This is a genomic window from Chryseobacterium sp. 14P4.3.2 (genome assembly GCF_057799275.1).
This window is the reverse complement of record NZ_JBYOKO010000017.1, coordinates 81,283-107,375: the sequence shown is the minus strand read 5'-3', so window position 1 is coordinate 107,375 and position 26,093 is coordinate 81,283. Positions and strand designations below refer to the sequence as shown.

General features: G+C 36.2%; 22 protein-coding genes. 13 read left to right on the top strand and 9 right to left on the bottom strand.

Translation table 11 applies throughout. The features are described from left to right. The first annotated feature begins 27 nt into the window (after window positions 1–27). The 4 genes from AC27VX_RS20245 to fmt all read left to right on the top strand — a co-directional run bounded on the left by AC27VX_RS20245 (window position 28) and on the right by fmt (window position 6,279). Window positions 28–1,554, top strand: coding sequence for an OmpA family protein (locus AC27VX_RS20245; protein WP_488697566.1), 1,527 nt, complete (start codon window positions 28–30; stop codon window positions 1,552–1,554). Between the two features lie 207 nt (window positions 1,555–1,761). Next, window positions 1,762–3,198: an OmpA family protein gene (locus AC27VX_RS20240; RefSeq protein WP_488697564.1), complete on the top strand. Its 1,437-nt coding sequence runs from the start codon at window positions 1,762–1,764 to the stop codon at window positions 3,196–3,198. Between the two features lie 78 nt (window positions 3,199–3,276). Then, on the top strand, window positions 3,277–5,184 hold the full coding sequence (locus tag AC27VX_RS20235) for a RecQ family ATP-dependent DNA helicase (protein ID WP_236855932.1): 1,908 nt from the start codon (window positions 3,277–3,279) through the stop codon (window positions 5,182–5,184). Between the two features lie 144 nt (window positions 5,185–5,328). Continuing rightward, complete coding sequence (fmt, locus tag AC27VX_RS20230; RefSeq protein ID WP_488697561.1) at window positions 5,329–6,279, top strand: methionyl-tRNA formyltransferase; 951 nt, start codon at window positions 5,329–5,331, stop codon at window positions 6,277–6,279. Between the two features lie 103 nt (window positions 6,280–6,382). Here the strand turns inward: fmt and AC27VX_RS20225 are convergent, their stop codons facing one another. From AC27VX_RS20225 to AC27VX_RS20215, 3 genes are all read right to left on the bottom strand, one after another. Next, window positions 6,383–6,964, bottom strand: a complete 582-nt coding sequence (locus AC27VX_RS20225) for a Crp/Fnr family transcriptional regulator (RefSeq protein WP_488697559.1) — start codon at window positions 6,962–6,964, stop codon at window positions 6,383–6,385. 90 nt (window positions 6,965–7,054) lie between these two features. After that, complete coding sequence (gene ribB / locus AC27VX_RS20220) at window positions 7,055–8,176, bottom strand: 3,4-dihydroxy-2-butanone-4-phosphate synthase (RefSeq protein WP_300690366.1); 1,122 nt, start codon at window positions 8,174–8,176, stop codon at window positions 7,055–7,057. A gap of 68 nt (window positions 8,177–8,244) precedes the next feature. Then, a complete protein-coding gene (locus AC27VX_RS20215; protein WP_488697556.1) occupies window positions 8,245–9,249 on the bottom strand; it encodes an LLM class flavin-dependent oxidoreductase in 1,005 nt (334 codons plus the stop codon). A gap of 382 nt (window positions 9,250–9,631) precedes the next feature. Here AC27VX_RS20215 and AC27VX_RS20210 point away from each other — a divergent pair, with 382 nt between their 5' ends. After that, a complete protein-coding gene (locus AC27VX_RS20210; RefSeq protein ID WP_236855936.1) occupies window positions 9,632–10,087 on the top strand; it encodes a hypothetical protein in 456 nt (151 codons plus the stop codon). Further along, on the top strand, window positions 10,088–10,525 hold the full coding sequence (locus AC27VX_RS20205; protein ID WP_236855937.1) for a hypothetical protein: 438 nt from the start codon (window positions 10,088–10,090) through the stop codon (window positions 10,523–10,525). Window positions 10,526–10,566: 41 nt separating this feature from the next. On the opposite strand, the gene AC27VX_RS20200 is transcribed toward AC27VX_RS20205, so the two are convergent. Continuing rightward, the gene (locus AC27VX_RS20200; RefSeq protein ID WP_488697554.1) at window positions 10,567–12,693 is read right to left on the bottom strand and encodes a helix-turn-helix domain-containing protein; all 2,127 of its coding nucleotides are present in this window, start codon (window positions 12,691–12,693) and stop codon (window positions 10,567–10,569) included. An 81-nt stretch (window positions 12,694–12,774) separates the two neighbouring features. On the opposite strand from AC27VX_RS20200, the gene AC27VX_RS20195 reads away from it, so the two are divergent. After that, window positions 12,775–13,233 (top strand): hypothetical protein, encoded by a 459-nt coding sequence (locus AC27VX_RS20195; protein WP_300690375.1) that lies wholly within the window; start codon window positions 12,775–12,777, stop codon window positions 13,231–13,233. Window positions 13,234–13,403: 170 nt separating this feature from the next. Here AC27VX_RS20195 and AC27VX_RS20190 read toward each other — a convergent pair whose 3' ends face one another. Beyond that, window positions 13,404–13,940: a gamma carbonic anhydrase family protein gene (locus tag AC27VX_RS20190; RefSeq protein WP_236855940.1), complete on the bottom strand. Its 537-nt coding sequence runs from the start codon at window positions 13,938–13,940 to the stop codon at window positions 13,404–13,406. A 165-nt stretch (window positions 13,941–14,105) separates the two neighbouring features. On the opposite strand from AC27VX_RS20190, the gene AC27VX_RS20185 reads away from it, so the two are divergent. Genes AC27VX_RS20185 through hemH form a run of 3 tightly spaced genes read left to right on the top strand, consistent with a single transcriptional unit; the run spans window position 14,106 to window position 16,573 of the window. Further along, window positions 14,106–14,984, top strand: coding sequence for a NifU family protein (locus AC27VX_RS20185; protein WP_236855941.1), 879 nt, complete (start codon window positions 14,106–14,108; stop codon window positions 14,982–14,984). An 11-nt stretch (window positions 14,985–14,995) separates the two neighbouring features. Continuing rightward, entirely contained in the window at window positions 14,996–15,523 is a 528-nt protein-coding gene (locus AC27VX_RS20180) for an NADPH-dependent FMN reductase (protein WP_488697552.1), read from the top strand. Window positions 15,524–15,538: 15 nt separating this feature from the next. Then, window positions 15,539–16,573, top strand: a complete 1,035-nt coding sequence (gene hemH, locus AC27VX_RS20175; protein WP_488697550.1) for a ferrochelatase — start codon at window positions 15,539–15,541, stop codon at window positions 16,571–16,573. A 75-nt stretch (window positions 16,574–16,648) separates the two neighbouring features. Here the strand turns inward: hemH and AC27VX_RS20170 are convergent, their stop codons facing one another. Together AC27VX_RS20170 and AC27VX_RS20165 are read right to left on the bottom strand one after the other, a co-directional pair. Further along, window positions 16,649–18,601: a M4 family metallopeptidase gene (locus AC27VX_RS20170; RefSeq protein WP_488697548.1), complete on the bottom strand. Its 1,953-nt coding sequence runs from the start codon at window positions 18,599–18,601 to the stop codon at window positions 16,649–16,651. 351 nt (window positions 18,602–18,952) lie between these two features. Then, window positions 18,953–20,173: a type IX secretion system plug protein gene (locus AC27VX_RS20165; protein ID WP_488697546.1), complete on the bottom strand. Its 1,221-nt coding sequence runs from the start codon at window positions 20,171–20,173 to the stop codon at window positions 18,953–18,955. 70 nt (window positions 20,174–20,243) lie between these two features. On the opposite strand from AC27VX_RS20165, the gene AC27VX_RS20160 reads away from it, so the two are divergent. The 3 genes from AC27VX_RS20160 to AC27VX_RS20150 all read left to right on the top strand — a co-directional run bounded on the left by AC27VX_RS20160 (window position 20,244) and on the right by AC27VX_RS20150 (window position 22,023). Next, window positions 20,244–20,882 carry an MBL fold metallo-hydrolase gene (locus AC27VX_RS20160; RefSeq protein ID WP_488697544.1) on the top strand — a complete coding sequence of 213 codons (639 nt, stop codon included), beginning with the start codon at window positions 20,244–20,246 and terminating at the stop codon, window positions 20,880–20,882. Between the two features lie 141 nt (window positions 20,883–21,023). Continuing rightward, window positions 21,024–21,587: a leucine-rich repeat domain-containing protein gene (locus tag AC27VX_RS20155; protein WP_236855959.1), complete on the top strand. Its 564-nt coding sequence runs from the start codon at window positions 21,024–21,026 to the stop codon at window positions 21,585–21,587. A gap of 22 nt (window positions 21,588–21,609) precedes the next feature. Next, entirely contained in the window at window positions 21,610–22,023 is a 414-nt protein-coding gene (locus tag AC27VX_RS20150) for a DUF7674 family protein (protein ID WP_488697542.1), read from the top strand. A gap of 126 nt (window positions 22,024–22,149) precedes the next feature. Here the strand turns inward: AC27VX_RS20150 and AC27VX_RS20145 are convergent, their stop codons facing one another. After that, window positions 22,150–24,591 (bottom strand): TonB-dependent receptor, encoded by a 2,442-nt coding sequence (locus tag AC27VX_RS20145; protein WP_488697540.1) that lies wholly within the window; start codon window positions 24,589–24,591, stop codon window positions 22,150–22,152. A 22-nt stretch (window positions 24,592–24,613) separates the two neighbouring features. Continuing rightward, window positions 24,614–26,092, bottom strand: a complete 1,479-nt coding sequence (locus AC27VX_RS20140) for a trehalase family glycosidase (RefSeq protein ID WP_488697538.1) — start codon at window positions 26,090–26,092, stop codon at window positions 24,614–24,616. Between the last annotated feature and the right edge of the window lies 1 nt (window position 26,093).

Here is a 26,093-nt window from a genome sequence, read left to right as displayed (position 1 = left end):
TTTTCAAAAAATCAAATAATATACACGATGAGATTAAATTTTGCAATCGTTGCTTTAGCTTTGACTATCCCTGTCATAAGCTTTGCACAAGACTCTACGGTATCCAGTGGACAATATCCCAATACATTTTCTTCAGGATCTGCCAATGTTTCCCCATTCACCAACCAATCAAAGAGATTCAATGACTGGTCTATTTCAGCAGGTGCAGGAGTTCCGCTTCTTCAATCAGCTGATTTGACCTCAATAAAAAACGGTAACGGTAAAAACCTTTTCGGATATTCTGCCTATGTAAGTATTGATAAAGCGATTACCCATGCTTTTGGGATCAACTTACAATATGACAGAGGAGAAACCAGACAAGGATGGTTCAATACCAAAGACTCTGCTCCTGATGCTTCTGCAGTAGCCGGCAGAACTCAGTATGACGCAATATCAATATTAGGAGATGTGAACTTCTCAAATCTATTAAGAAGAGTTGACAATCATTCTACTTACAGATGGGCACTTCACGGATATGCAGGTATCGGTACAATAGCTTACAAAGCTTATCAGAAAGATATCAACGGGCAAAGACTGATGACTGAAGTGAAGCCTTTCGAACTTGGATCTTTATTTATGCAGGCTGGTGCCGGTTTAAAATTCAAAGTCAGTAGAAGAATTGATATTGAAGGTAGATTGATGTATGTGGTAACAGGCGACGATACATTTGACGGAGGAGGTGATAAATACAGTGCGATCAACAGACGTTCTTCACAAGTTTCTGATAACTTCTTTAATGCTACCTTAGGTCTTTCCCTAAAATTAGGAAAACATCAGTCTCACTTAATGTGGCATGACCCGCTTCAGGAAATCTATTACAAACTTGACGTTTTGGCTAATAAAAACCAGGATATTGAAGTATGTAAAAAAGGAGATGCTGATAATGACGGAGTATGTGACGATTGGGACAGACAGCTTGACACTCCTGCAGGAGCAAGAGTAGATGGTGCCGGAGTTGCTCTTGATACAGATTTAGATGGCGTAATTGACCTTTACGATAAGTGTGTAACAGTTCCAGGACCTGTTGAAAACAACGGATGTCCTGTTATTGTCATAGTAGATCATAAAAAGACTGCAGTAGAAGTAGAAAAAACACTTAAAGACATCTACTTTAACTTTAATAAAGCTACTATCAGACCAGAATCTAACAGTAAACTGGATCTTGCCGCTTCAATTATTAAAGAAAAAGGAGGTAATTACCTGTTAACAGGACATACCGATATTAAAGGAAATGCAGCCTATAACCTAAGATTATCTAAAGAAAGAGCTGCTGCTGTAGTGGGAGCTTTAGAAAGTAGAGGGATCAAAGAAAATGTACTGAAATCAAGAGGTGTAGGGTCTGCAGAGGCAACTGTTCCAGCTTCAGCTTCAGATGCTGAAAGAATGGCAGACAGAAAAGTGACTGTAAGATTTATAGAAACTTCAGAATGGGATGCCATCAAAAAGAAAGATTATGAGGATGTTGTGGTAAAAAAGCCAATAAAAAAAGCACCCCTTAAGAAAAAGAAAAAATAATTCCCCATACTAAAAACCGAGAAGAATTTTCTTTTCGGTTTATTTTTTTTTTACTACGAATTTTTTTACATACCTTTATATCATTTTCCAGACAATATTTATTAAATTATTAAAGATCAATAAGATTGTTTTGTGAAAATTATATAAAATTCACTTTTTTTTACGTATAAAATCATTTAAAATAACTTAACTTAAAAAAATAACACTATGAAATTAAGTTTAGCAATTGTTGCATTAGCTTTGGCTGTTCCTACGGCCAGTTTTGCACAAGACTCGACGGCAGTTTCAAATGGAAAGTACCCAAATACTTTTTCTTCTGGGTCTGCTAATGTTTCCCCATTCACCAACCAATCGAAGAGATTCAACGACTGGTCGATTTCAGCGGGGGCTGGAGTTCCACTCCTTCAATCTGCTGATTTAACATCTATTAAAAACGGTAACGGTAAAAATCTTTTCGGATATTCTGCTTATGTAAGTATTGATAAAGCGATCACTCATGCTTTTGGGATCAATTTACAATATGACAGAGGAGAAACCAGACAGGGATGGTTTAATACGAAAGACTCTGCTCCTGATGCTTCAGCAGTAGCCGGCAGAACTCAGTATGACGCAATATCAATCTTAGGAGATGTTAACTTCTCAAATTTATTAAGAAGAGTTGACAATCATTCTGCTTACAGATGGGCACTTCACGGATATGCAGGTATCGGTACAATAGCTTACAAGGCATATCAGAAAGATATCAACGGGCAAAGACTGATGACTGAAGTGAAGCCTTTCCAACTTGGATCTTTATTTATGCAGGCTGGTGCCGGTTTAAAATTCAAAGTCAGCAGAAGAATTGATATTGAAGGTAGATTGATGTATGTGGTAACAGGCGACGATACATTTGACGGAGGAGGTGATAAATACAGTGCGATCAACAGACGTTCTTCACAAGTTTCTGATAACTTCTTTAATGCTACTTTAGGACTTTCCCTAAAATTAGGAAAACATGAGTCTCACTTAATGTGGCATGACCCGCTTCAGGAAATCTATTACAAACTTGACGTTTTGGCTAATAAAAACCAGGATATTGAAGTATGTAAAAAAGGAGATGCTGATAACGACGGAGTATGTGACGATTGGGACAGACAGCTTGACACTCCTGCAGGAGCAAGAGTAGATGGTGCCGGAGTTGCTCTCGATACAGACTTAGATGGGGTAATTGACCTTTACGATAAGTGTGTAACAGTTCCAGGACCTGTTGAAAACAACGGATGCCCTATCGCAACAACAGGACCTGTAGTAGAAACTGAAACTAAATTGGAAGGAATTGAGTTTGATTTAAATTCTGACAGAATTTTACCTTCAAATACTCCAATTTTAAATAACGCTGTTAACTATATCAATTCTTCAAATGGTTCATATAGTGTAATTGGTGCTACTGATACAAGAGGTACTGATGCGTATAACCAAAAACTATCTGAAAGAAGAGCAAACAACGTTAAGAACTATCTGATCAAAAATGGTGTTCAGACTGGAAAACTACAGGCTGTAGGTAAAGGTAAAAAAGACCTTAAATACCCTGAATGTGAACCAGCAACTAAGTGCCCTGAATGGAAAAACAGAGCCAACAGAAGAGTATACTTCGAAGCTAAATAATAAACTGATTAATTTATTATATGAAAGTCACGCACTGCGTGACTTTTTTTGTTACCTTACTTTCCTTATTTTTACAACATGATTTCGCCGCAGGACTTTCAAAAGCTAAAATATGATACTCTTAAGTATTTCTGGGGTTATACCGAATTCCGGGACTCTCAGGAAGAAATCATCAATGCTGTTATCAACGAAAAAGACACACTGGTTCTGTTACCCACAGGAGCAGGAAAATCTTTATGCTATCAGCTTCCGGCTTTACTGAAAGAAGGAACCTGCCTTGTCATTTCTCCGCTGCTGGCATTAATGAAAGACCAGGTAAATCAGCTTAAATTCAGGGGGATCGAAGCAGAATACCTTTCTTCAGAACTAGATGAGTATGATGCAGAAACCATTTATAACCGATGTAAAGAAGGCCTTACCAAATTACTTTACATTTCTCCTGAACGATTGACCAACAAACAGTTTCTTCAAAATATTGAAGAGATTCAACTGTCATTTATTGCTGTAGATGAGGCTCACTGTATTTCAGAATGGGGACAGGATTTCCGCCCTAGTTATCAGAATATAAAAGGATTCAGAAGCAATAATCCTGAAATTCCTTGTCTGGCTCTCACTGCTACTGCCACGCCAAAAGTTCTGAAAGAGATAAAAACAAAACTGGAACTCAGAGAGCCTTCAGTTTTTCAGAGAAGTTTTAAGAGAAATAATATCAGAATTTTTACAGAAGAAGTTGCCGATAAATTCCAGCGTGTCTTCGATATTTTAAAATACAACAACGATTCTGGAATTGTCTACGTCAGAACCAGAAAAGAAGCTGAACTGCTTACTGAGTTTCTGAAAAAAAATCAACTGAAAAACGTAGATTATTTTCATGCCGGTCTGACAACAAAAGAAAAAAATACTAAACAGAACCTCTGGAACAATAGTGACAACCATGTACTGATCTCTACAAATGCATTCGGGATGGGAATTGACAAAGATAATGTACGCTTCGTCATTCACTATTCTCCTGCAGCCTCTCTGGAAAATTATTATCAGGAAATCGGAAGATCCGGAAGAGATGGAAAAGAAAGTTTTGCTTTCATGCTTTGGAACCAGCAGGAACTTTTAAACTTCGACCAGATTTTAAAAAACCAGATTCCCAATAAAGGAGAGTTTTTAAAGATCATCAGCTACCTCTACTCTATTTTCCAGGTAGCAGAATTTGAACTGCCGGAGAAAACATTTCAGCTGAATACCGTAGGTATACAGAACTTCACAAAATCATCCCGGGCAAAGATCAATAATGTGCTTAATTTTCTGCACAATCAGGAAATTGTTTATTTTAATGACCACAAAAGCCTGTCATCCCTTGAACTTTTCATTAAATCTGATGAAATAGATCAACTCCCACAGAAAGATGCTCATTTTATAGAGCTTCTTTTCCGTACGGTATCAGGAATCACGACCCATAAGGTGATGTTCAGTGAACAGCAGGTAAGCAACAAAATTAATGTAGGTGTTCCTCTGATCAAAGAACGGCTGAAAGAACTTCAGCAAAAGAATTATCTTGAATATCTGGATGGCGCTCTGGCAAGCATTAAGTTTTTAAAACCCCGTGACGAACGAGCGATTAATAATGCTTATTGGAAGTTGTTTGAACATATTCAGAAAAATAAAATTCAGAAATGGGAAGAAATGAAATTTTATGTAGAAAATAACAACTACTGTAAAATGAAACTTATTCTCGCTTATTTCGGAGAAAAAAATTCAAAGAACTGTGGCCACTGTTCCGTTTGTGAAAAGAATAAACAATCTATTTTTGGAAAGAATGTTTCTCAGCAAATCATCAACCTTCTGGCCAAAAAACCTTCTACTATTGAAGAGCTTTCTATACAGCTAAGTTATCATTCTAAAGAAAATATTTTAGAAAATCTTATCTTCCTTTTAGATTCAGGGAAGGTAAGAATGCTCAATTTTAGAACCTATATTCTGAATCAGGATTAATTATTAATTGGTACTGTTTAGGTCTCTATCATTATAAAATGCAATGAATAATGATTGTCTTTTTATCCCTTTTTCGGAATAAATTTGAGCCGGTCTCTTTCATTTTCAATTTTCAGCTATTAACTAAAAACTTATCTTTGTACCATGAAATCATTGAAAGTCGTTTTTTTAGGGACCCCTGAGTTTGCAAAAACTTCTTTGGAGGCCATCCATCAATCTCGCCATCAAGTTGTAGGAGTAGTAACAGTTGCTGATAAAGCAAGCGGGCGAGGACAAAAAATCCATCAGTCACCGGTAAAAGTGTATGCTTCAGAAAATAATATTCCTGTTTTCCAGCCGGAAAAATTACGAAATCCTGAGTTTTTAGAGGAGCTTAGAAAGCTTGATGCTGATGTTTTTGTTGTTGTAGCATTCAGAATGATGCCTAAGGTTCTTTTTGAAATGCCTAAAATGGGAACATTCAATCTTCATGCTTCTTTATTGCCGGATTACAGAGGGGCAGCCCCTATCAACTATGCTGTAATTAATGGTGAAGAAAAAACGGGTGCCACTACATTCTTCATTAATGAAAAAATAGATGAAGGAAATATCCTTCTTCAGGAAGAACTGACTATTTTACCGGATGAAAATGCGGGAAGCCTTCATGACAGGCTCATGGAAATGGGCTCTAAGCTGGTAGTTAAAACATTAGATGGTTTGGCCGAAAACACAATTGAAGAAAGGCCTCAGCCTGAGGTTGAACACCCTAAAAATGCTTATAAAATTTTTAAAGAAGATACTAAAATTAACTGGGTTGCTTCTTCAAAAACAGTACATCAGTTCATTCTTGGAATGTCACCCTATCCTGCTGCATTCACGGTTTTAAACATTGAAGAAGAAGAAAAAGGATTAAAGATATTCAATGGGAAATTTGAAATTTCAGATCACAGGCAGCCTTCCGGAACATTAGAGATTTCAAAGAACGAATTTAAAATCTATACAGAAGATGGAATATATTATCCTCTGGAACTTCAACTGGAAGGGAAAAAGAGAATGATGATAAAAGACTTTCTGAATGGTTTCCGAAACTTTGACGGAATAACCCTTAAAGGTTAAATACTGAAAAAATACAAAGATAAAAGTCACCAAAGTTTTAAGTTTTAAACCCTTTTGTGACTTTTTTTTCTGCTTTTAAACGAGTTACTGACCTGTATAATAATCAGCCTCTGCTTGCGATCTTCCTGCGGATTCTGCTTATAAACTCAGGAGTGACCCCCAAATAAGCCCCAATCTGAATATTGGTAAGGCGGTGAGCAATTTTAGGATAATCCTTTAAAAAATCACCATAGCGTTCATCCGAAGGTTTGCTTAAATTATCAATGATTCTACGCTGTAATGCAACAATCGACATCTGGAATTTAAGCCTCATCAGTTTTTCAATTTCCGGCATTTCCTGATAAAATCTTTCTTTATCTTTTTTCGAAATCAACAGAATTTCACTGTCTTCAAGAGCCTGAATATTGAGCTTGGAGGGTATACGGTTGACAAAACTGTCTATATCCGAGATCCACCAGTTTTCAACGGCGAAATATAAAATCTGCTCCACAGCATTATGATGGGTATGAAACACTTTAAAACAGCCACTCATCACAAATCCTTCAAATTCGCAGATATTTCCTTCTGTCAGCAGAAATTCCTTTTTCTTTATTTTATGAAGGGTAAAAACGTGACAATATTGATCCAGATTTTCATCTGAAATTTCAATGTACTCCCTAATGTGTTTTTTTAAAGACTCAGTCATGGTTTAAAAATAAAAAAAGGTTTAGAAAAATCCTAAACCTTTATATGTTCACTAGCAAGTCATAGTGAAAAATCACTATAATCCTCTATATTATAATTGTACCAGCTCAGTAACCTCCACGTCATATCCTCCTACCTGAGGTTTGATTCCTGGGTTTTGAGTGATTACTTTAAACTTATTAATTCCGAGATTTTTTAAGATCTGTGTTCCAATGCCATAATCTCTGTAATTGTAAGCCAGAGTCGGATGCTGCTCCTGCCCGTCCTGATAATTAAGGAACTGCTGAAGTTTTCTTAATGTATTTTCAGAATTTGAAACGTTATTGATAAAGATAATAGCTCCTTTTCCTGCTTCATTTACCATCCCCGTAACTTTTTCCAATAAAGGCTTTTCACCGTTATTCAATCTTGTTAATACATCGAAATAGGAATCAGAAGACTGTACTCTTACCAAAACAGGTTCATCTACCGTCCATGCTCCTTTCGTTAAAGCAAAATGGATCTGATCATTGGAAGTCTCTCTGAAAGCATAAAAATCAAACTCACCATAATGCGTTTTTACTTTTTTCTCTTCAAGTCTTTCAACCAGGTTTCCTTTTTTAAGCTGATAATGAATCAAATCTTCAATAGAAACAATCTTCATATCATGTTTTTGAGCAAAAGCATGAAGCTCAGGCAAACGAGACATTGTACCGTCTTCGTTCATGATCTCACAGATTACCCCCCCTTCTTTCAAACCTGCTAAATGAGTAAGATCAATTGCAGCTTCTGTATGTCCTGCTCTCTTTAATACACCTCCTTTTCTAGCGCGAAGTGGAAAAATATGTCCAGGTCTCATGAAATCCGTAGGTTTGGACTTTTCATCCATCAAAGCTAAAATTGTTTTTGCTCTGTCTCCTGCCGAAATACCTGTAGATGTTCCGTTCCCCAAAAGGTCAACAGATACTGTAAAAGCTGTTTCCTTAGGATCACTGCTTCTGCTTACCATTACTTCCAATCCAAGATCATCACATCTTTTTTCAGGAAGCGGCATACAGATCAGCCCTCTCCCATGAAGAGCCATAAAGTTGATGATTTCAGGTGTTGTCAGTTCTGCAGCACAAAGAAAATCTCCTTCGTTTTCTCTGTCTTCATCATCTACTACTATGATTATTTTACCATTTCTAAGGTCTTCAATAGCCTCCGGAATAGTATTTAATTTAATATCAGACATCTTTACTTTTTATTTTGTGCAAAGATACTTATAAAAATAAGCATCTGCCAATTAATATGAATGCTTTATTACGCTTTGGATAATGAGTTTACCGCCTCTCTGAAAATTTCGTAAGATCTAAGTCTCTTCTGATGATCATAAATGTGCGAATTGATCATCAGCTCATCCACATTAAAATTTTCCTGAAAACTTTTCATCTTTTCCTGAATTTCAGTCTGGTTTCCTATAAAAGTATATCTCAGTTTCTGCAAAACCATAGATTTCTCCATAGGCGACCAGATGTCATCCATATCATCTACCGGTGGAGCAAATGGTTTTCTGTCATTTCTCACAATATTGATAAAGGCCTGAAATAAAGTAGTAGAAATCTTGTGTGCTTCTTCAGAAGTGTCGGCAGCTACTCCATTTACGCAGGCAATAATATAGGGTTTATCCAAATATTTTGACGGTTCGAAATGCTCTCTGTAGATTTTAAAAGCCATTTCCATCTGCTCAGGGGCAAAGTGTCCGGCAAAAGCATAGGGCAATCCAAGTTCAGCAGCCAGCCACGCACTATCCGTACTAGATCCTAAAATATAAAGTGGCACATCCAATCCTTCTCCAGGAATAGCACGTACCATAGCATCCGCATTTTCTTTAGAAAAATAGCGCTGAAGTTCCAGGATCTGTCTAGGAAACTGTTCGTTGATAACAGCAGGATTTCTCCCTAATGCCTGAGCAGTCAGCCCGTCAGTTCCCGGAGCTCTTCCCACTCCAAGGTCTATTCTCCCGGGAAATAAAGATTCCAGTGTTCCAAATTGTTCCGCAATGATTAGAGAACTATGATTCGGGAGCATGATTCCCCCTGAACCAACTCTGATTTTTTTTGTCCCATTGGCAATAAAACCAATTAAAACCGATGTGGCAGAACTCGCAATACTTTCCATATTGTGGTGTTCAGCCAGCCAGAATCTTTTATAGTCTAAATTTTCAGTGTGATTAGCTAAAGATAAACTGTCCTGAAAGGTATCGTGAATACTTTTTCCCTGCTTTACGGGAGCAAGATCAAGTACCGATATTTCAAAATTTTTCATATTTTAAATTTAAGGTTTAAAACCAAACAAATTTAAACCAATAAAATCGCATTAGTTACTTTTTGTAATTGATAGGATTGATAGTGCAGTTCAGGAAAAAACTATTATAAATAATTCTTCATTTTCCTGTTTTTCATTATGTCGTTCAATGAACATTTCTTTATTTCTTATATTTGATTGTTGAGATCATCTGTAAATCCATCTCAATATTTTATTTATGAATATTTTCAAGTCAATTTTGAACAGCTTTAAGAAAGTAATTCAGACTAATACAAGATTTGCCCATCAAATAATTTGGAAATAATGAAAATACAGTATATGATATTATACCATAACTTACTAACAGTTAAAATTATAAATATCACCCAATTAATATTAAGCCATGAAATCTAAAATAATGTATATTGAAAATAAATCCTCCGGCCACTACGGATCAGCATGGATTAGTTTTGTAGAATTTTCAAAATCAGGACAAACTGTATATTTTAATAATAAAGCCTTAAAAAAACTTAAAAACCCTGGAATAAGTGGAAATCACTTTGATATAGAAACAGGAGAAGAATATTGGGTGTCAGGTGTCAAGAAAAATGGACAGGACAGACACCAATTTGGAGGAGGAAAGATTATGCTTGATAAAAACTCTGTGGATGAATACTTAAAATTGGTAGATTTTAATATCATTGATGAAAACCATTTTGAAATTGTTGAGTGTATGAAAACTGACAAAAGTAGATTTAATGAAATAGAAAATACAGGAACTGAATTCAGAAACGAAAGTTTTTACGCCAGTTTTTATGACAACAACCGAAGAAAATTAATATTAGATACTAAAATTTAAATGAAAAATTTTTATTTATTCATGATCTCATTGCTTTTAATGAGCTGTTCATTCAATCAGACTTTCAAAGACAGGGAATCGGATAAGGATGATGGTGAACAAATTCCAAAAAAATTTTACTGGGAACTTAAATATGGAAATAACCAGGAGAATATTTATAAATTGTTTGGGGAGAAATTTTTTGAAGTCACAGACAAAGAAAAGCTTGCAAAATTGCTTGATATCACTAATAAAATTGGCTCTGTTCAGGAATACAATCTTGTAAAATGGGAAACAATGATTGTGAAAGGAAGCAATGCACGAAGTCAATATTTCTTTATGTACGATGTAAAAAGAGGAACTAAAAAAACTGAAGAATCTTTTACTTTAGAAAAAAATAAAGAAGGAGATATAAAAATCGTTGGTTACAGAATAAATCAGGATTTGCTAAGCGAATAGAAATAAAAAAGGTTCTGAATATTGTCAAAACCTTTTTTATATTACTTATTACTCTCCTTTTTATAATTATAATGATTGATTAAAATCCTGATCTCATTAAATTCAAAATCGCTCGGCAGCGCATTTTTCCACTCTGTTAAAGTTTCGCGTGGATTACTGTAGAACTCTGTTTCAAAAGCTTTAATCTTATCAGAGGTAATGACTCTCGAGATATCCAGTAATCCCTGCTCTGCAAATTTGGCAAGATGTCCTATTACCGTTTCTTTTACCAAACCTCTTTCAAAAGCAATTTCACCGATGGTTTTTCCCTGTTCAAACAATTGGAAGGTTAAAACCTGTGACGGAACTTTAGCAATTTTCAGATTGATTTCTTTATCATTCTTTTCATCTAAAAGTTTAGTTTCAAGAAGGTGAATATCTTTCAGACTGTTTAAATATTCTTCAATATCTTCCAGCCAGTTTTTAAATTCTTCGTTGTATTGCTTCAAGCCTTTAGCTCCTTTGATTTCAGCATAAAACTCCTTCAAAGGATCAAATATTTTATTTCTGGTTTCTGTAAAAAAGAAATTAACGGCTCCTTTTGATTTGCTTTCAATTTCAGACCACTCCTCTTTTTCACCAATAAAATTATTAACCTTCTGGAAAATGATGCGCTCCAGTTTTTCAAAGATTTTCCCAAGGTTTACCGCCTCATGTTTTAGCTGCAGATAAAGCTGCTTGCTTTTTACGTGGTCAATATTTTTAGTAACAATTGAAAGATTATTCCAGTCTTCAACCTCTTTCAAAAACCATTGGCAGTCTATTGTGCGAAGTACTTTTCGGACACTGTAATCATACTTTTCCTGATTCAGTATGGCTTCAACATGATCATTGGCCACTGTATCTGTATGAAAATGCAGAATTCGTTCATCTTTAAAGATAACTTCAGGAGTAATTCTTGATTTTAAAACAATGCCTTCCAACGTTCTGCAACGCGATAGTGCAACGTATACCTGACCTGCTGTAAAACTTTTCCCTGCATCAATAATTACCTTATCAAACGTCAGTCCCTGACTTTTATGAATAGTAACAGCCCAGGCAAGTTTTATAGGAAACTGCTCAAAACTCCCCAGAACTTCTTCCTGAATATTTTTATCGGTATCAAGGAAATATTTTTTCTGCTCCCAGGTTTCTCTTTTTACAACGATTTCCCTTTCACTTTCATCCAGTACTACGCGGATCTCATTTTCATCCAATCCAATAATTTCACCCAATTTACCATTGAAATATTTCTTTTCCCCGGAAATATCATTTCTGATAAACATAATCTGTGCTCCAATTTTCAATTCTAAAAACTGCTCATTGGGATATTGGTTTTCTTTAAAATCTCCAACAAGTTTAGCCTCAAAAGTTTGTGCATCCACTTTGATTCCTGCTAATTTCTCCTGATTGATCTCGTCGGCCATCCTATTATGGGAACACAGATAGACATAGGATTCTTTTCCCATATCAAAATCGGGATCATATCTTTTATTAAGAAGATCAAAGTCTATATTCGCCACATCTCCGTCACGGATAGCATTCAGGATTTCAAGAAATTGTTCATCAGACTGACGGTATACTTTTGTAAGCTCAATGGTGACAATTGGAATATCTTTAATAGCATGGCTGTCAAAAAAGAAAGGAGAATTGTAATACATTTTCAGAATATGCTCATCCCTTACTACTGGTGGCAGCTGATAAAGGTCTCCAATAAAGAGCATTTGTACTCCGCCAAACCTCTGGTTATTTCTTCTGATAAACCTTAACGAGAAATCCATCATATCCAGCACGTCGGCTCTCAACATGGAAACCTCATCAATAATGATAATCTCAACTTCTCTTAAAAGCTTGAGTTTATCTTTCCGGTATTTGAAATGGGGCATCAGATCGGCAATATTATTGGCCAAGCTGGTATCTATTCTTTCTGTAGTAGGAAGAAAGGTTCTCAACGGTAATCCAAACATAGAGTGAATCGTAACTCCTCCTGCATTGATAGCCGCAATCCCGGTGGGAGCTATCACAACATGTTTTTTCTTTGTCCGTCTTACAAAATCATTAAGAAATGTCGTTTTACCTGTCCCGGCTTTACCAGTCAGAAAAACGCTTCTGTTCGTGTACTCTAATAAGTCAAAAAAATGATTGTTCATCGTTGTCAAAAATACGGAAATCAATTGAATTTCTTACCTTGGCATAAGTTTTGAAAATTCTTAAAAAGAAAAAAATTTACTGTGAAAAAAATTTTACTTCATATTCCGATACTAGTATTATGTACTACAATGAGCCTTATTTCCTGTAATGCGTCAAAGAATACCAATATCAATCTCCCTGTTGATATTGCTGACAGGCCTACTGATGAAGACAGTCAGAAATATGATCAGGCTCAACTGGATAAATTAAAAGCATCCATTGAATCTGAAGTTTCAGGAGAAAAATGTAACGATGCCAGTGACTGGGCATTTGCACCAATGGGTGTCAAATCCTGTGGCGGACCTCAGCAGTATATTGCCTATCCTAAAGAAAAAGAAACTGCATTCTTAGAAAGAGTTAATGACTACACAGAAAAAGTAAGGATTTTTAATGAAAAATACAATATCATGTCTGATTGTACAGTAATTCCCTCTCCTACCGCTCTAAAGTGTGTGAAAGGAAAGGTAAGAATGATTACGCCGGACAATGATCCAAAATAAAGCAAAGGTTCAATATCAAATCGACAAAAGCTCCCTCATTAGACGGAGCTTTTGTATTTATTATGTATTTATAGAAAAATTTAGGGTGAAATTATTCAAAAATACCTCTATAATAATTTTTTATAAAGACAGATAATGTTATTTACCCTTAAATTTTGTTCCTCAAATTCCTATAATTCGTAATCTTTCACATTTTCTTTATACCATGAAGAATATTTCACGTAGTTATCGGCAATTCTATTCACTTCACCTTCCAGTAACTGCGCATTAATATCTTTAATCTTTTTTGCCGGAACACCTCCCCAAACTTCTCCGGATTTAATATGCGTTCCCTGAGTTACTACTGAACCTGCTCCAACAATAGAATTTTCTTCTACCAGGCAGTCATCCATTACAATCGCTCCCATTCCGATCAGTACGTTATCATGGATTGTACATCCATGTACAATTGCATTATGACCGATAGAAACATTGTTTCCAATATTCAAAGGGTGCTTCTGATAGGTACAGTGCAGCATTGCATTATCCTGAACGTTTACCTTGTTTCCCATTTTGATGTAATGAACATCTCCCCTGATTACTGCATTGTACCAAACGCTGCAGTCTTTTCCCATGGTAACATCTCCAATGATTGTAGCTGTTTCAGCTAAAAAAGTATTCTCTCCGATCTGTGGGATTTTTCCTAAAAGTTCTTTTACAAGTGCCATAGTTTTAATTTGAAAATTTATATTGAGCTCATTTTGAAAAGTTACATTTTTCCCTCTAATTTTCGACATCTAACTTCTAAATTATAGTGATAGCAAAAATCTAACTCTCAATTTCCAGCTTCTAACTTCTAATGCGTATTTTTGTATCTCAAATTTAACGAAAAAATGCGTACCGTACTTATAGAACCAACCGAAAACCCGAAAGTAATGAAGTTTGTAACAGATTACAATCTTATTCCCGGGTCATTAGAGTTGGACAGAAACTCAGATATTTCAGAAATTCCTTTAGCACAGGAACTTTTTAATTATCCTTTTGTAGAAAGAATTTTCATCACGGCTAATTTTGTAGCTGTGGCAAAGCAGGATACTATTGAATGGGAACATGTTGCTGAAAGTCTGAAAAATGTGATTGAAGACGAATTATTGGCTAACCCTAGAATTTATCTTCAGAAGAAAAAAGAGATGTATCAGATCTATGCTGAAATGACTCCGAATCCAAATGTAATGAAATTTGTTTCTAGCAAATTACTTATGGATGGTTTCGTAGAAGTAAAATCAAAAGAAGCTGCAGAGGAAGTTCCTTTGGCGCTGGCTATTTTTAAAGAGTTTGATTTTGCCACTGAAGTTTTTATTTCTGATAATTTCGTAGCAGTCACAAGAGACAATTCTGTAGAATGGCATCAGGTAATGATGACTGTTCGTGCTCTTATTGCTGAACATCTTCAAAACGGAGGCGAGATATCAAAGATTGAACCTCAGAAACACGAAAACCCTGTTGAAAAAATCATCAATAGAGATTATACGGAAGTTGAGCAGAAAATTTCTGATATATTAAATGAATATGTAGCTCCTGCAGTGGAGAACGACGGTGGAAAAATTTCTTTAATGGAATATGATGAGGCTAACAAAACTGCAAAAATGCTTCTACAGGGAGCATGCTCAGGATGTCCAAGTTCTACTGCTACTCTGAAAAACGGAATTGAAAATATTTTAAAACAATTCGTTCCGGATCTTGTAGAAAAAGTAGAAGCGGTAAATGGATAATTCGGTTGTAAATGCTTGCTGGCAATAGGATTGTAGTTATTATTGGAAGTGCCTCAAAAAATTCCAGTAATCAGAGACTGATTGAGCAGGTATTAGAGAAGAATGCTGATGCAGATTTCCAGATCTATAATGATCTTTCTGTCCTTCCACATTTTGATACTGAACTCACGGATCTGAATACCCCGGAAGAAGTTTTGAAAATAAGAGAAGATATTCAACACTCGGCAGGCATTATATTTTCGACACCAGAATATATTTTCAGTATTCCCGGCCGGTTAAAAAACCTGTTGGAATGGTGTGTTTCCACGACTGTTTTTTCTGAAAAACCAGTTGCTGTAATCACTGCCTCTGCAAGTGGAGAAAAAGGACATGAGGAATTATTGTTGATTGTAAAAACTCTTGGGGCCAAAACAGATGATAAACATCAGCTATTGATAAAAGGGATAAAAGGCAAATTTGACAGCAATGGCTTGCTTGAAAGTGATACCTTTGCTAAAGTAGAAAAATTAGTAACAGATTTCACAAGCTCTGTTTCATAATTAAAATTTAGAATATTGAATAATAAAGGAATTTTACTGGTCAATCTTGGATCACCAAGATCTACAGCTGTAAACGATGTAAGGGAATATCTTTATGAATTTTTGATGGATGAGAGGGTGATTGATTACCGCTGGATCTTTCGTGCACTTCTCGTTCAGGGAATTATTTTGAAAACAAGACCTGCAAAATCTGCTGAAGCGTATAAAACAGTTTGGACAGATGAAGGTTCTCCTCTGATTTTCATTACAGAAAGAATACAGAAAAAACTTCAGAAAGTGGTGGATGTTCCGGTAGAAATCGGAATGAGATATGCGGAACCCAGTATTGAAACCGGTATTCAGAAGCTGGTAGATCAGGGAGTATCAGAAATTGTTCTTTTTCCTTTATATCCTCAGTATGCCATGAGTACAACGGAAACTGTTATTGAAAAAGCGGAAGAAGTAAGAAAAAAGAAGTTCCCAAAAGTAAAGATCAATTATATCCAGCCTTTCTACAATAGGGAGATTTATATCAACTGTCTGGCAGAAAGCATTAAAGAGAAGCTTCCTGAAAATTTTGATGCCCTGCAGTTTTCTTATCATGGGGTTCCTGAAAGGCATCTCTATAAAACAGATCCGTCCGATACGTGTAAAATTGATGATGCCAACTGTATCAATAGTCAGGTAGACACTCACAACGCATATTGCTACAGACATCAATGTTATAAAACTACGGAAGCCGTAATTGCTAAAATGGGACTTCCAAAAGAAAAGACAATTGTTTCTTTTCAGTCAAGATTAGGAAAAGATAAGTGGATTGAACCTTATACAGATGAAACCTTGGAAACCATCCCTAAAAAAGGTGTAAAAAATCTGGCTATTGTTTGTCCGGCATTTGTTTCAGACTGTCTTGAAACATTGGAAGAAATTTCTGTAGAAGGAAAAGAGCAGTTTATGCATGGTGGTGGTGAAAGTTTCCAATATATTCCCTGCCTGAATGATGAAGACCGCTGGATTGATGTAGTAAAAACACTTTGCGAAGAGAAACTGAATGATTTTTATCTGGTATAATTCTCTTTGTTCAAAATACATGAAAGGCCGCAAATATTTTGCGGCCTTTTCATTGAAATATATTAAAAATTTGGTTTACTTTTTAATCAGATTTCCTGCTTTCTGCCCGTTGACCATTACAATATATACTCCAGGAAGAATATTGGAAGGAAGCTGTACATTCAATCTATTGATACCATCCGTAATTTCTACCTTTTCAGAAATTTCTCTTTTTCCTGTTAAGCTTATCAATTCTATGGTTCCTTTTCCTTGTTTTCCTTCAAAGGCTACTGTGAATCTGTCTGTTGCCGGATTTGGACTTACTGTATAAAGCGGAGTATCTGCTACTGCTGCTTTTCCTGCCGGAGAAGTTCCTCCACCCACGCCTACAGCATTCCAGGCATTAGTTATCTGCGTCACCTCATTACTGCCTGCTCCATATAAATCTGCGGCTGCCTGAAGAGAGTAAGTTCTTGTATTGGCATAAGTAGATGACGAAGTAAGATAGGAAGTTAATGTTCTGTAAGCAATAGCCGCTGCTTTATCCAGTCCGATTCCTGATACATTATAAGCAAAGCCTTTATCATTAGTTCCAGATCCTCCTGTCACTAATAAATAATACCAAAAGTTAAGAACTCCCGAATTGGTATGTACCCCGCAATAATCATTAGCCTGACTAGGCGAAGCACATCCTGAAGTTGTGGTTGCCTTCCAGTAAGTTCCCAAATAGGTATCCGGCTGACTGTAGGCATTAGGATTTGCCATATCTCTTATGACATAGCTGAAATCTTCTCCCAGTGTCCAGCTTGCCTGAGTAGGTCTTGCCCAACGTTCGATGGAATTTCCAAAAATATCAGAAAAGCCTTCATTCAAAGCTCCGGATTCTCTCTGGTAAGCAAGGTTTGCTGTTTTGGAGGTCATCCCGTGGGTAATCTCGTGGCCGCAAACATCAATTGCTGTTAAAGGTTTTCCTCCATTCGTAGTAGAACTTCCATCTCCATAAGTCATTCTTGAACCATCCCAAAATGCATTAAAATAATTGGTAGAATAATGCACATATGATTTGATCGCAAAGTTGTTATTATCAATACTCTTTCTCCCGAATTTTGTATACAGATAATCCAACGTCATTTCTGCTCCCCAATGGGCATCAGTAGCATATTGATCTTTATTGGCATTCACATTATTCCATATATTATCTGTATCTGTAAAATCAACAGCGGTGGAATAATTGGTTCCTTTTTTCAAATTATAGGTTTCTACGGCGGTTCCTCCGTTTCTTCCTGTTTCCCTCAACCTGTAACTTCCATTATAAGAATCGGTTACAATATTTCGGTTACCACTGTAACCTGTGGCAGCAGTTCCCGGGCTGTTTACTTCATGAATGATCGCATCTACGCCCAGTACTTTCCCATCCTTTGCATCTACAAAAACATATTGTCTGCTTAATGGTTTTTCTGCATAAATATCAAATTTATAAGCTAATCTCAGCTCACTTAATCTTTCATCATCAGGGTCTGAATAATAGACAAGTTCTCCCTTCGGAGCAAAGCTTGCTTTAGGATCACCGGATTCTTTTTTAAGAAAATCCTCTTCTTCTCTGTTTTGCCACTTGTAAACATCTGCTCTTACAAAAGATAAAGCATTTTGCAATGCTGTACTTTCAGAAATATTGGCTTTTTTATCCATTCTTTGTGGAAGCTGCAAAACCCATTTTCCTGTTTCTCCTACAATCTTTCCATCCTTGGTTTGTACAGCCATCATTCCGTATTCTACAGGAATGTCATTAACGGTCTGTTGAAAACGGTAAGTTTCAAATCCCAGCGCGTCTTTTTCCAGCCCAAGTTTTCTTGCCTGACCTGGTGAAAGCCTCTGAGAGGTTTCGTCGAATAAAACCGGGCTTCCCTGGAAAGCAGGTCCGTCTTTTTCAAATCGCATAAAATCTGCGTGTAATCCGATTTTACCCGGAACTAATTTTGATGGTGTGTTTTGTCCAAAAACAAAAGAGCAGGCAGCAATACTTACTGCTAAGATAAATTTTGTTTTCATAATAATATTTTGTTGGTTGTGAAAACGAATTTATAAACTTTTCACAATATATTGACTTATTATTTAATAAAAATTCAATTGATAAAATAAATCAATAAACAAAACACAATAATGATTTTAAAAAAAAGAAAATAATTTAAATATAATTTTATCGCAATGTATATTTTTGATTAATATATTTAATTAAAATCAATATTTTGTGAATTATTTTTTTCATTATGCAGCACATTATATCATCTGTTAAATTGATTTCTGATATTTCAACAGTATAATCCATAAAGCAAAGGCCATCTCCTTCGAGACGGCCTGTTTAATTTCACCATTTACTTATTGAAATTATGTAAAAGATTATTAACGCTTATTTCCAATAGGAGTTCTGAACTCTCCATACCCCATTAATCCATCATAGTTTCTTCCAAAAGGTGCATAGTATAAAAATGCCTGATATAAGTTTTCTGCCTGCCAGAAATTACCATTTACTTCGCCAAAATCCAAAGGCCCATTCCCTTGTTTGGTTGCTAAAACATAGTTATAAAATCCTTGCTTCAGAAATATTCTGGCAACATACTGTTTGGTGGCCGGATCATACTGCATCTGATTTTCTTTAGCAGGCATAAAATTATTGAACCCTCCCAGAACATAGATTTCTCTGTCTACAGGATCCGAGTCCAGATAGAAATAAACCCATGAGTAATCTGCTTCTCTCTCTGCATCTCTTTCTCTTCCTAAATCATTCCTTCTGTAATACCATGCCCCATTCACATCGGGCTGATATTGATAATTGAGAGGGAAAGCCCACACGGGATGCAGATAGGTCTGATTAACATCATCTTTTATTTCGGTTGCCCGAACCATGTCTGCCGCAATATTCATATTTTTATTATCGAAATAATAAAATTCATTGTCTCCCGGAAAAGCAAGATTCATCTGCTGGAAAAGCAGTTGGTTTCCCAGCACAGTACTTGCTTTCTGGTTCGTAATAACCATATTTGGATTATTATTCTGCATTACATTCAGAGTCATGGAGTTAACATTTGAAGAAATATCCCCTCCTGAAGGACTTGCTTTCACTTCTACTCTCTGGTTGAGATTGGGATTTCTGGCATCGGCTAATCTTGAAATATTTAAAGCCACGGTAGCTCCATTTTCCACCAAATAGAAACGTCTTTTAAAGAGAGGCTGATCTGCAGAATCCTGATACACGATCAATTCATAATTTCCTGAAATCTTTGGCTGTATTTTATCATTTGGAAAAGTCAGCTTATAGTGTGTATACGCCTGAAGTGTATTGAAAGAATATTGGAACTGATCAAGAAGTGCATTCATGCTTCCCGTTGCAAATTCTGTAAAAAACAGGTTATCATCATTCCAGTTTCTGTCGTAATGTTTGATGGTATACCGGTAGATATTACTGCCATTGGTAAGATCATCAAAACTTAACACCAACTGTTCTCCCATCTTGATTACGGGAGTTTCGTCATTGGTCTGAGGGTTGAACAGCTGAATACTTTGGATCTTTTGTCCAAAAGCCAGCCCCCCCAAAGAGAGTAAGAGTATTCGCAAAGTTTTCATTATGACGAAGATAACGAAAAATAGCCATTTTCTTAATATTATCGTATTTTTGAATAAAAAATATTCAGTTATGCTTCAGATTCAAGGCTTCGTATTCAACTTCGCAAGTGAAAATACCTACATCATCTACAATGAGAATAAAAATGCCTGGTTAATTGACCCGGGAAATATGAATGCACAGGAAACTCAGGCAATTAGTAATTTCATTACTGAAAATGGGCTGAAAATCCAGAAAATTCTTCTGACGCATGCTCATATTGATCATGTTTTTGGGCTTCAGTGGGCTTTTGATACCTTCAAAGTTCCGGTCAATATGCATCAGGAAGATCAGGATGTTTTGGATATGCTTCAGGCAAGCGGAGTAAGATTCGGGATGAAGATCGATCCTGTAAAAGTAGATATTGAATATATAAAAGAGGGAGACGAATTGGAACTGGATGGAGAAAAATTCAAAATTTACCATGTTCCGGGGCATTCTCCGGGAAGTATAGTTTATCATAATGAAAATCAGAAATTCATGATCTCCGGTGATGTCCTTTTTGAAGGCAGTATCGGAAGAACAGATTTGTATAAAGGAAATTATGATCAGCTGATCGATGGGATTAAAACAAAGCTTTTTGTTTTGGACAATGATACTCAGGTATTTTCAGGGCATGGAAACCCTACTTCGATTGGGTTTGAAAAACAATACAATCCGTTTCTGAAGTAAAAAAATTAAAACTCCAAAGATTACAAATTGGTATTTCCATAAATTGAACCTTGTTGTAATGAAATATATTGTACATTTCTTTGAAACAGGGTTCTTTTGAACTATAATTTTGGAAATACACCTCTACTAAATAACCACTCATTGAAAAACTCAATAAAAATAGGAAATCATTACTATGATATCAACAGTGAACATTTCTCGCTGGAATGGGGAGAGTCTTTAAATAATTTCAATGAATTATCTTATCTGAACCAGTTCCCCAATCTTACCTCTGCAACTTTTACCAATACCAACCTCAACGATGAAGGTTTGGCCCATGTATCCAACTGCAGAGGGATTGAAAATTTAGATTTACAGGATACTGAAATTACTAATGACGGTTTACAATATTTACAGAATCTAAAACTAGTGAAGTATCTTCGATTAAAAGACAACTCACAACTTACAGACGACTGTATTCCCCATTTGATGAAATTGTATTATTTACAGAATCTGCAAATACAAGAAACATCAATTACTGAAAATGGATTGAAAAAATTAACGGCATTACAGTGTCTTGACATGCTTGTTATTGACGTTTATGACAACAATTACAAATTTGACAGTCTTTTACAAATATCTCGTGAGCTTCCGGATTGTGAGATTTTGGCAAAAGGGAATGGATCATTCCGTAATGGTAAATTTAAGGGAAGATGGGAGCATTAAAATTGGGCGTAGAATAAAGTTTATGGACAAAGCATACAACATAAATCAGATTGATACTGTATTTGATTTGCTGGTATCAGATTCACCCTATTTGAAAAAAAATTGGGATGAATATTACAATAAAGAATATAAAGACAGTCGTGAGCGACTTTTGTATTTTGATATGATGGCGATCAGTGCTTTCGTAATAGAGTTATTTCAAAAGAAAAAATCGAAAGATCTTCAATCATTTTTTGATAAAGTTGAAATCGTCCTTAAGGATGCTGATTCCGAAGTTAAAAATTTAATTTTGTCGGGATTAATAGAGGGTATTCAACAAATATGTCAGTATGAAAATATTGATATGCGATACGAATTTAACACCTGGCTCTCACCTTTAACCCAAAAGAACTGGGATGAAATAACGGACTTCTTTACATTTGATTCAACAGAATAATAGATCAACACTCTATATACACGTAAGACAATCTAAATAGAAATCACAAAAAATTGTCTAACAGGACAAAACAAAACCGCCAGGGAAATCAGTCCTGACGGTTTCATTGTTATAAAGAAATAGTGTTTAGAAATCTAATGTGATGGAAGCTCTGGCTGCAGCACCCATGATAGGTCTCGCCATCCTGATGTTTCCTACAGTGGAAGTTGACCTTGGGTCTCCTTCTGTAATACCAATTGTATTAAAGATATTGGTTCCGTCTACAGCAAAGCGGATTTTCCCCAGCTGATAAGACATTCCTGCGCCAAATTCGGTGAACGAAGGCAGAATATTATCATCGGTATTTCCTTCATTCTGGAAACGTTTTCCATAATAATTCATGCTTACATAACCTCTCCATTCTTTGGTAATATTCACAGCAGGAGAAATATTAAAATAGAACTTCGGCATTCTTCGTACTAGATTTCCATCGTAATCAAATGTAGAACCATCTGCATTTCTTCCTTTAAAATCTTTATACTTCGGATTCTGAATGGTTCCGTTAAAAGTAACTTCAAGAATATTGTTGAACAGTCTTGTATACCCTTCGATCTCTACCCCAATATTGGTGGTATTGGCAAATTTATTCTCAGAAGTTCCGTCCGAGAAAACATCTGTGAATGAAAGATTTTTCAAGGTGGAGTAAAACGGAATTACGGCAATATCAAATGTACGGGAATAGTATTTATATCCTATTTCCAGCTGATTGGTCAGTACAGGTTTGATCTGGCTCAGATTGGTCATATTGTTGTAATACGCTTCTTCATTCGGAGATCTGAAACCATTGGAAAAGCGAGCGTATACTGCATTTTCTCTATTGATCTTATAATTCGTTGCCAAGGTATAAGAAACCTTGTTTACATCATAATACCAATACGTATACTGATTTCCCAGAACAGACATATTATCATCTGCTGTGGTTGTCGCAAAGCTGTGCGTTCCGTCAGTGGTCAGTCCGGAATTATTAAGATTAGCCTTAGTTGTATTCACTCCGTATCCTTTATAATAATCACGGCTGTAGCGAATTCCACCGTTGAAGCTCCAGGCATCGGTGATATTATAATCCAAATTCAGGTATACATCGTTCAGACTTCCCTGGATTTGTGAATTTCTGAGCAGAAACGACATCGCTGTAACACCGTTATAAGTTTTGGAATATCCTGTGCTTGACGGAGTAAGAGAAGTATCTACCAGATTCAGTAACTCCGGTCTGTCTGTGGCTGTTGTAAGAATATTACTCCAGTTCCAGTACTGGGTCGACTTCCAGTTTGATTTATAAAAACCAGCCGTCACATTTCCTTTATCGAATTTATAATTGAACTGAAGGTCATTGACGAAATTATTCATCTTCTTGTCGATTGCCCAGAAACCAAGCTCCTGTACAAACTGAGGATTAACAACTCCCCCACCGCTTGCTAATGAATACTGGTAATTATTTCCGGAAATACCGCTTTTCTTTGCAAAATCTGCCGCTGTATACGGAGCTCCTGCTGGGAAAATCCCGGTGTAATTCATATCGATATTCGTATATCTTGTTTTGTTTAAAACCGTAAAATTATTTCCGAGATCATATTTAAACTCTGCTCCTACAACATCTACTTTCGGATGGATTCCGTTTTCAAGATCTCTACTGAAAAAACCTCCCCCAGCTTGCGGAATGTTAAGCTGTCCGATATTTCTGTAGCTGTAAGTTCCGTAGTTTGCATCAAATCCGGGGAATTCTTTCAACGTATTTCCATCCTGAAGCAAAGGAATAGGAAGATAGAATGTATTTCTGTCATCCAGTTTTTTATAATAAACCTTCACATAACCTTTATCCAATACATACTTCAGGTTCATTCTCACCTGTCCGCCATTGTTTGCTTTAAAACCCGTTTTCCGGATGCCGTCATCTGTTCTGTAAAATCCGCCAACGTTAAAAAATAATTTATCTTTCACTAAGGCTCCTCCCAGATTAAGATCTGTACGCATCAATCCATAGGTACTGGTTTCAATCTTTGCTGTTCCTTTAAAATCATTTCCTCCTTCTCTGGTAATAAAATTGATAAGCCCTCCCGGAGAATTATTGGCATAAATAGATCCTGAACCTCCTCTCAAAGCTTCTAAACGGCTCACTGAATTATCTACACGAAAGAAATTATCTGCATTGGCAAACTGGAGAGCACCATCTTCAAAAACCGGAAGACCATCTTCCTGCACCTGTACAAATTCATAAGCTCCTGCTGAGGGGATTCCTCTTGCGAAAAGGTTGTTTCCTACCTCTCCTCCTGAAGTTTCTACAGCAAAACCCGGTACTCTTTGCAACAAAGCTGCAGCGCTTATAGGATTCTGTTTTTGAATTTCTTTAGCACTAAATGTTGAAATTGCAGTACTGGACTCTATTTTTTTCTTTGGACTGGAATTTCCTGTAATGACAATTTGATCGATAGAAGAAACTTTTGCAGAATCCTGCGGAGTTTCCTGGGCGTAAGCATTATTAAAGTATAACGTAGCTGTTGCGGCGATTAAAAAGATTGATTTTTTTTTCATAGCCTTATTTTTATTGTTAGTTTCAGTTTTGTTGTAATTTTAAATACACTCCATTCGTCCAACCAAATCCATCCTGATTAGGGTACTCCCCGCCGCCTGCTATTGTTTCTGTATCTAATGCGTTGTATTTTTCCATCAGTTTTCCGGTGTTTTTGTAAACTCTTTCTACATTATAACACCAGTTATTTTTTATTTTCTCTGCCAGTTCATGGAACCCATAATTTTTCATGGCTTTAAAACCCAGCCATTGATAAGGTGCCCACGCGTTGGGTAGATCCCACTGCTGTCCCGAATTCTTTGTAGTTGTTACCAGACCTCCCTGATACAGGAACTTTTCGCCGACTGCTTTAGCAATGGCCTCAGCCTGCTTATCCTCTGCAATTCCAAAAAATAATGGGTAAAGAGCCGCAATATGTTCAGACGGTGTTACTGTGTTTTTTTTAATATGATAATCTTTGTAAATCTCTGTATTTTCATCCCAGAAATATTTATTGATCATCTGTCTTCGCTTTGCTGCTCTTTCAGTAAAATAATTTTCTTTTTCCTTAAAATTCTGAAACGCCGAAGATTTTGCCAGGGTCTTTTCCAAATGCCACAAAAGACAATTCAGATCTACTTCTGCAAGATTCAGCGTTTCTATGGTCTGTATATGTTCCCCGTCTGCAAACCATCTGCTGGAAAAATCCCAGCCTGACTCACAGCCGCTTCTTATATTTCTGTAAAACTCTTCTCCTGAAGCACTTTCTTCATCTTCAATATCAATCAGATAGCTTTCAGGACGCGGAGAATTCTCAGCATCATAATAACGGTTCAGAATATCTCCGTCATTAGTTTTGACCACTCTTTTTATACCTGATCCTTTTTCAATTTCTTTTTCTCCATTCATCCAAAAGGCGTATTCTTTTTCCAGGCTGTCATGGTATTTTGTATAGATTTCTTCTTTATGGGTGGTTTCAAAAAGCAGATCCAGCATCAATGAAAAATAAGGAGGCTGCGAACGGCTTAAGAAATGTGTTCTGCTCGCATTCGGGATAAACCCGACATTCTGGATCAGGTAAGAGCAGTTTTCCACAATATTTTCCATCATCTCTACCCTGCCGGAAACCTGAAGCCCCAGCATAATAAAATAGCTGTCCCAATAGAAAAACTCATTGAAACGTCCTCCCGGAACAATATAAGGCTCCGGTAATTTCAGAAGAGTTCCTTTTTCTTCATAAGCGGTACGGGTAAGCTCATCCCAAAGTTTTTCAATATGCTCCTTAATCGGCAGTTGGTTTTCTCTGTGAATAGAAATCTTTCCAAGAAAATCAAAATGAGACATGACAAACTCCTTAAGATCAAAACCTTCATTGTTCTTTAATTTTTCGTAATCCTCATTGATCTTAATGATGGGAAATAATGGAACAGCATCTGTCATCATTTTTTGATCTTCAAAGATTTCAGATCTCTGTACAGCATCAAAAAGGTTTTGAATTTCGTTGATATAAAGTTGATTATTCATT

Coding starts and splice junctions, on each gene's coding strand:
- AC27VX_RS20235 (WP_236855932.1), top strand. CDS start 3,277: ATGATTTCGCCGCAGGACTTTCAAAAGCTAAAATATGATACTCTTAAG.
- AC27VX_RS20185 (WP_236855941.1), top strand. CDS start 14,106: ATGCGTACCGTACTTATAGAACCAACCGAAAACCCGAAAGTAATGAAG.
- AC27VX_RS20165 (WP_488697546.1), bottom strand. CDS start 20,173: ATGAAAACTTTGCGAATACTCTTACTCTCTTTGGGGGGGCTGGCTTTT.
- AC27VX_RS20145 (WP_488697540.1), bottom strand. CDS start 24,591: ATGAAAAAAAAATCAATCTTTTTAATCGCCGCAACAGCTACGTTATAC.
- AC27VX_RS20210 (WP_236855936.1), top strand. CDS start 9,632: ATGAAATCTAAAATAATGTATATTGAAAATAAATCCTCCGGCCACTAC.
- AC27VX_RS20205 (WP_236855937.1), top strand. CDS start 10,088: ATGAAAAATTTTTATTTATTCATGATCTCATTGCTTTTAATGAGCTGT.
- AC27VX_RS20240 (WP_488697564.1), top strand. CDS start 1,762: ATGAAATTAAGTTTAGCAATTGTTGCATTAGCTTTGGCTGTTCCTACG.
- AC27VX_RS20170 (WP_488697548.1), bottom strand. CDS start 18,601: ATGAAAACAAAATTTATCTTAGCAGTAAGTATTGCTGCCTGCTCTTTT.
- AC27VX_RS20140 (WP_488697538.1), bottom strand. CDS start 26,092: ATGAATAATCAACTTTATATCAACGAAATTCAAAACCTTTTTGATGCT.
- AC27VX_RS20180 (WP_488697552.1), top strand. CDS start 14,996: ATGCTTGCTGGCAATAGGATTGTAGTTATTATTGGAAGTGCCTCAAAA.
- AC27VX_RS20160 (WP_488697544.1), top strand. CDS start 20,244: ATGCTTCAGATTCAAGGCTTCGTATTCAACTTCGCAAGTGAAAATACC.
- AC27VX_RS20190 (WP_236855940.1), bottom strand. CDS start 13,940: ATGGCACTTGTAAAAGAACTTTTAGGAAAAATCCCACAGATCGGAGAG.
- AC27VX_RS20245 (WP_488697566.1), top strand. CDS start 28: ATGAGATTAAATTTTGCAATCGTTGCTTTAGCTTTGACTATCCCTGTC.
- AC27VX_RS20215 (WP_488697556.1), bottom strand. CDS start 9,249: ATGAAAAATTTTGAAATATCGGTACTTGATCTTGCTCCCGTAAAGCAG.
- AC27VX_RS20200 (WP_488697554.1), bottom strand. CDS start 12,693: ATGAACAATCATTTTTTTGACTTATTAGAGTACACGAACAGAAGCGTT.
- ribB (WP_300690366.1), bottom strand. CDS start 8,176: ATGTCTGATATTAAATTAAATACTATTCCGGAGGCTATTGAAGACCTT.
- fmt (WP_488697561.1), top strand. CDS start 5,329: ATGAAATCATTGAAAGTCGTTTTTTTAGGGACCCCTGAGTTTGCAAAA.
- AC27VX_RS20150 (WP_488697542.1), top strand. CDS start 21,610: ATGGACAAAGCATACAACATAAATCAGATTGATACTGTATTTGATTTG.
- AC27VX_RS20225 (WP_488697559.1), bottom strand. CDS start 6,964: ATGACTGAGTCTTTAAAAAAACACATTAGGGAGTACATTGAAATTTCA.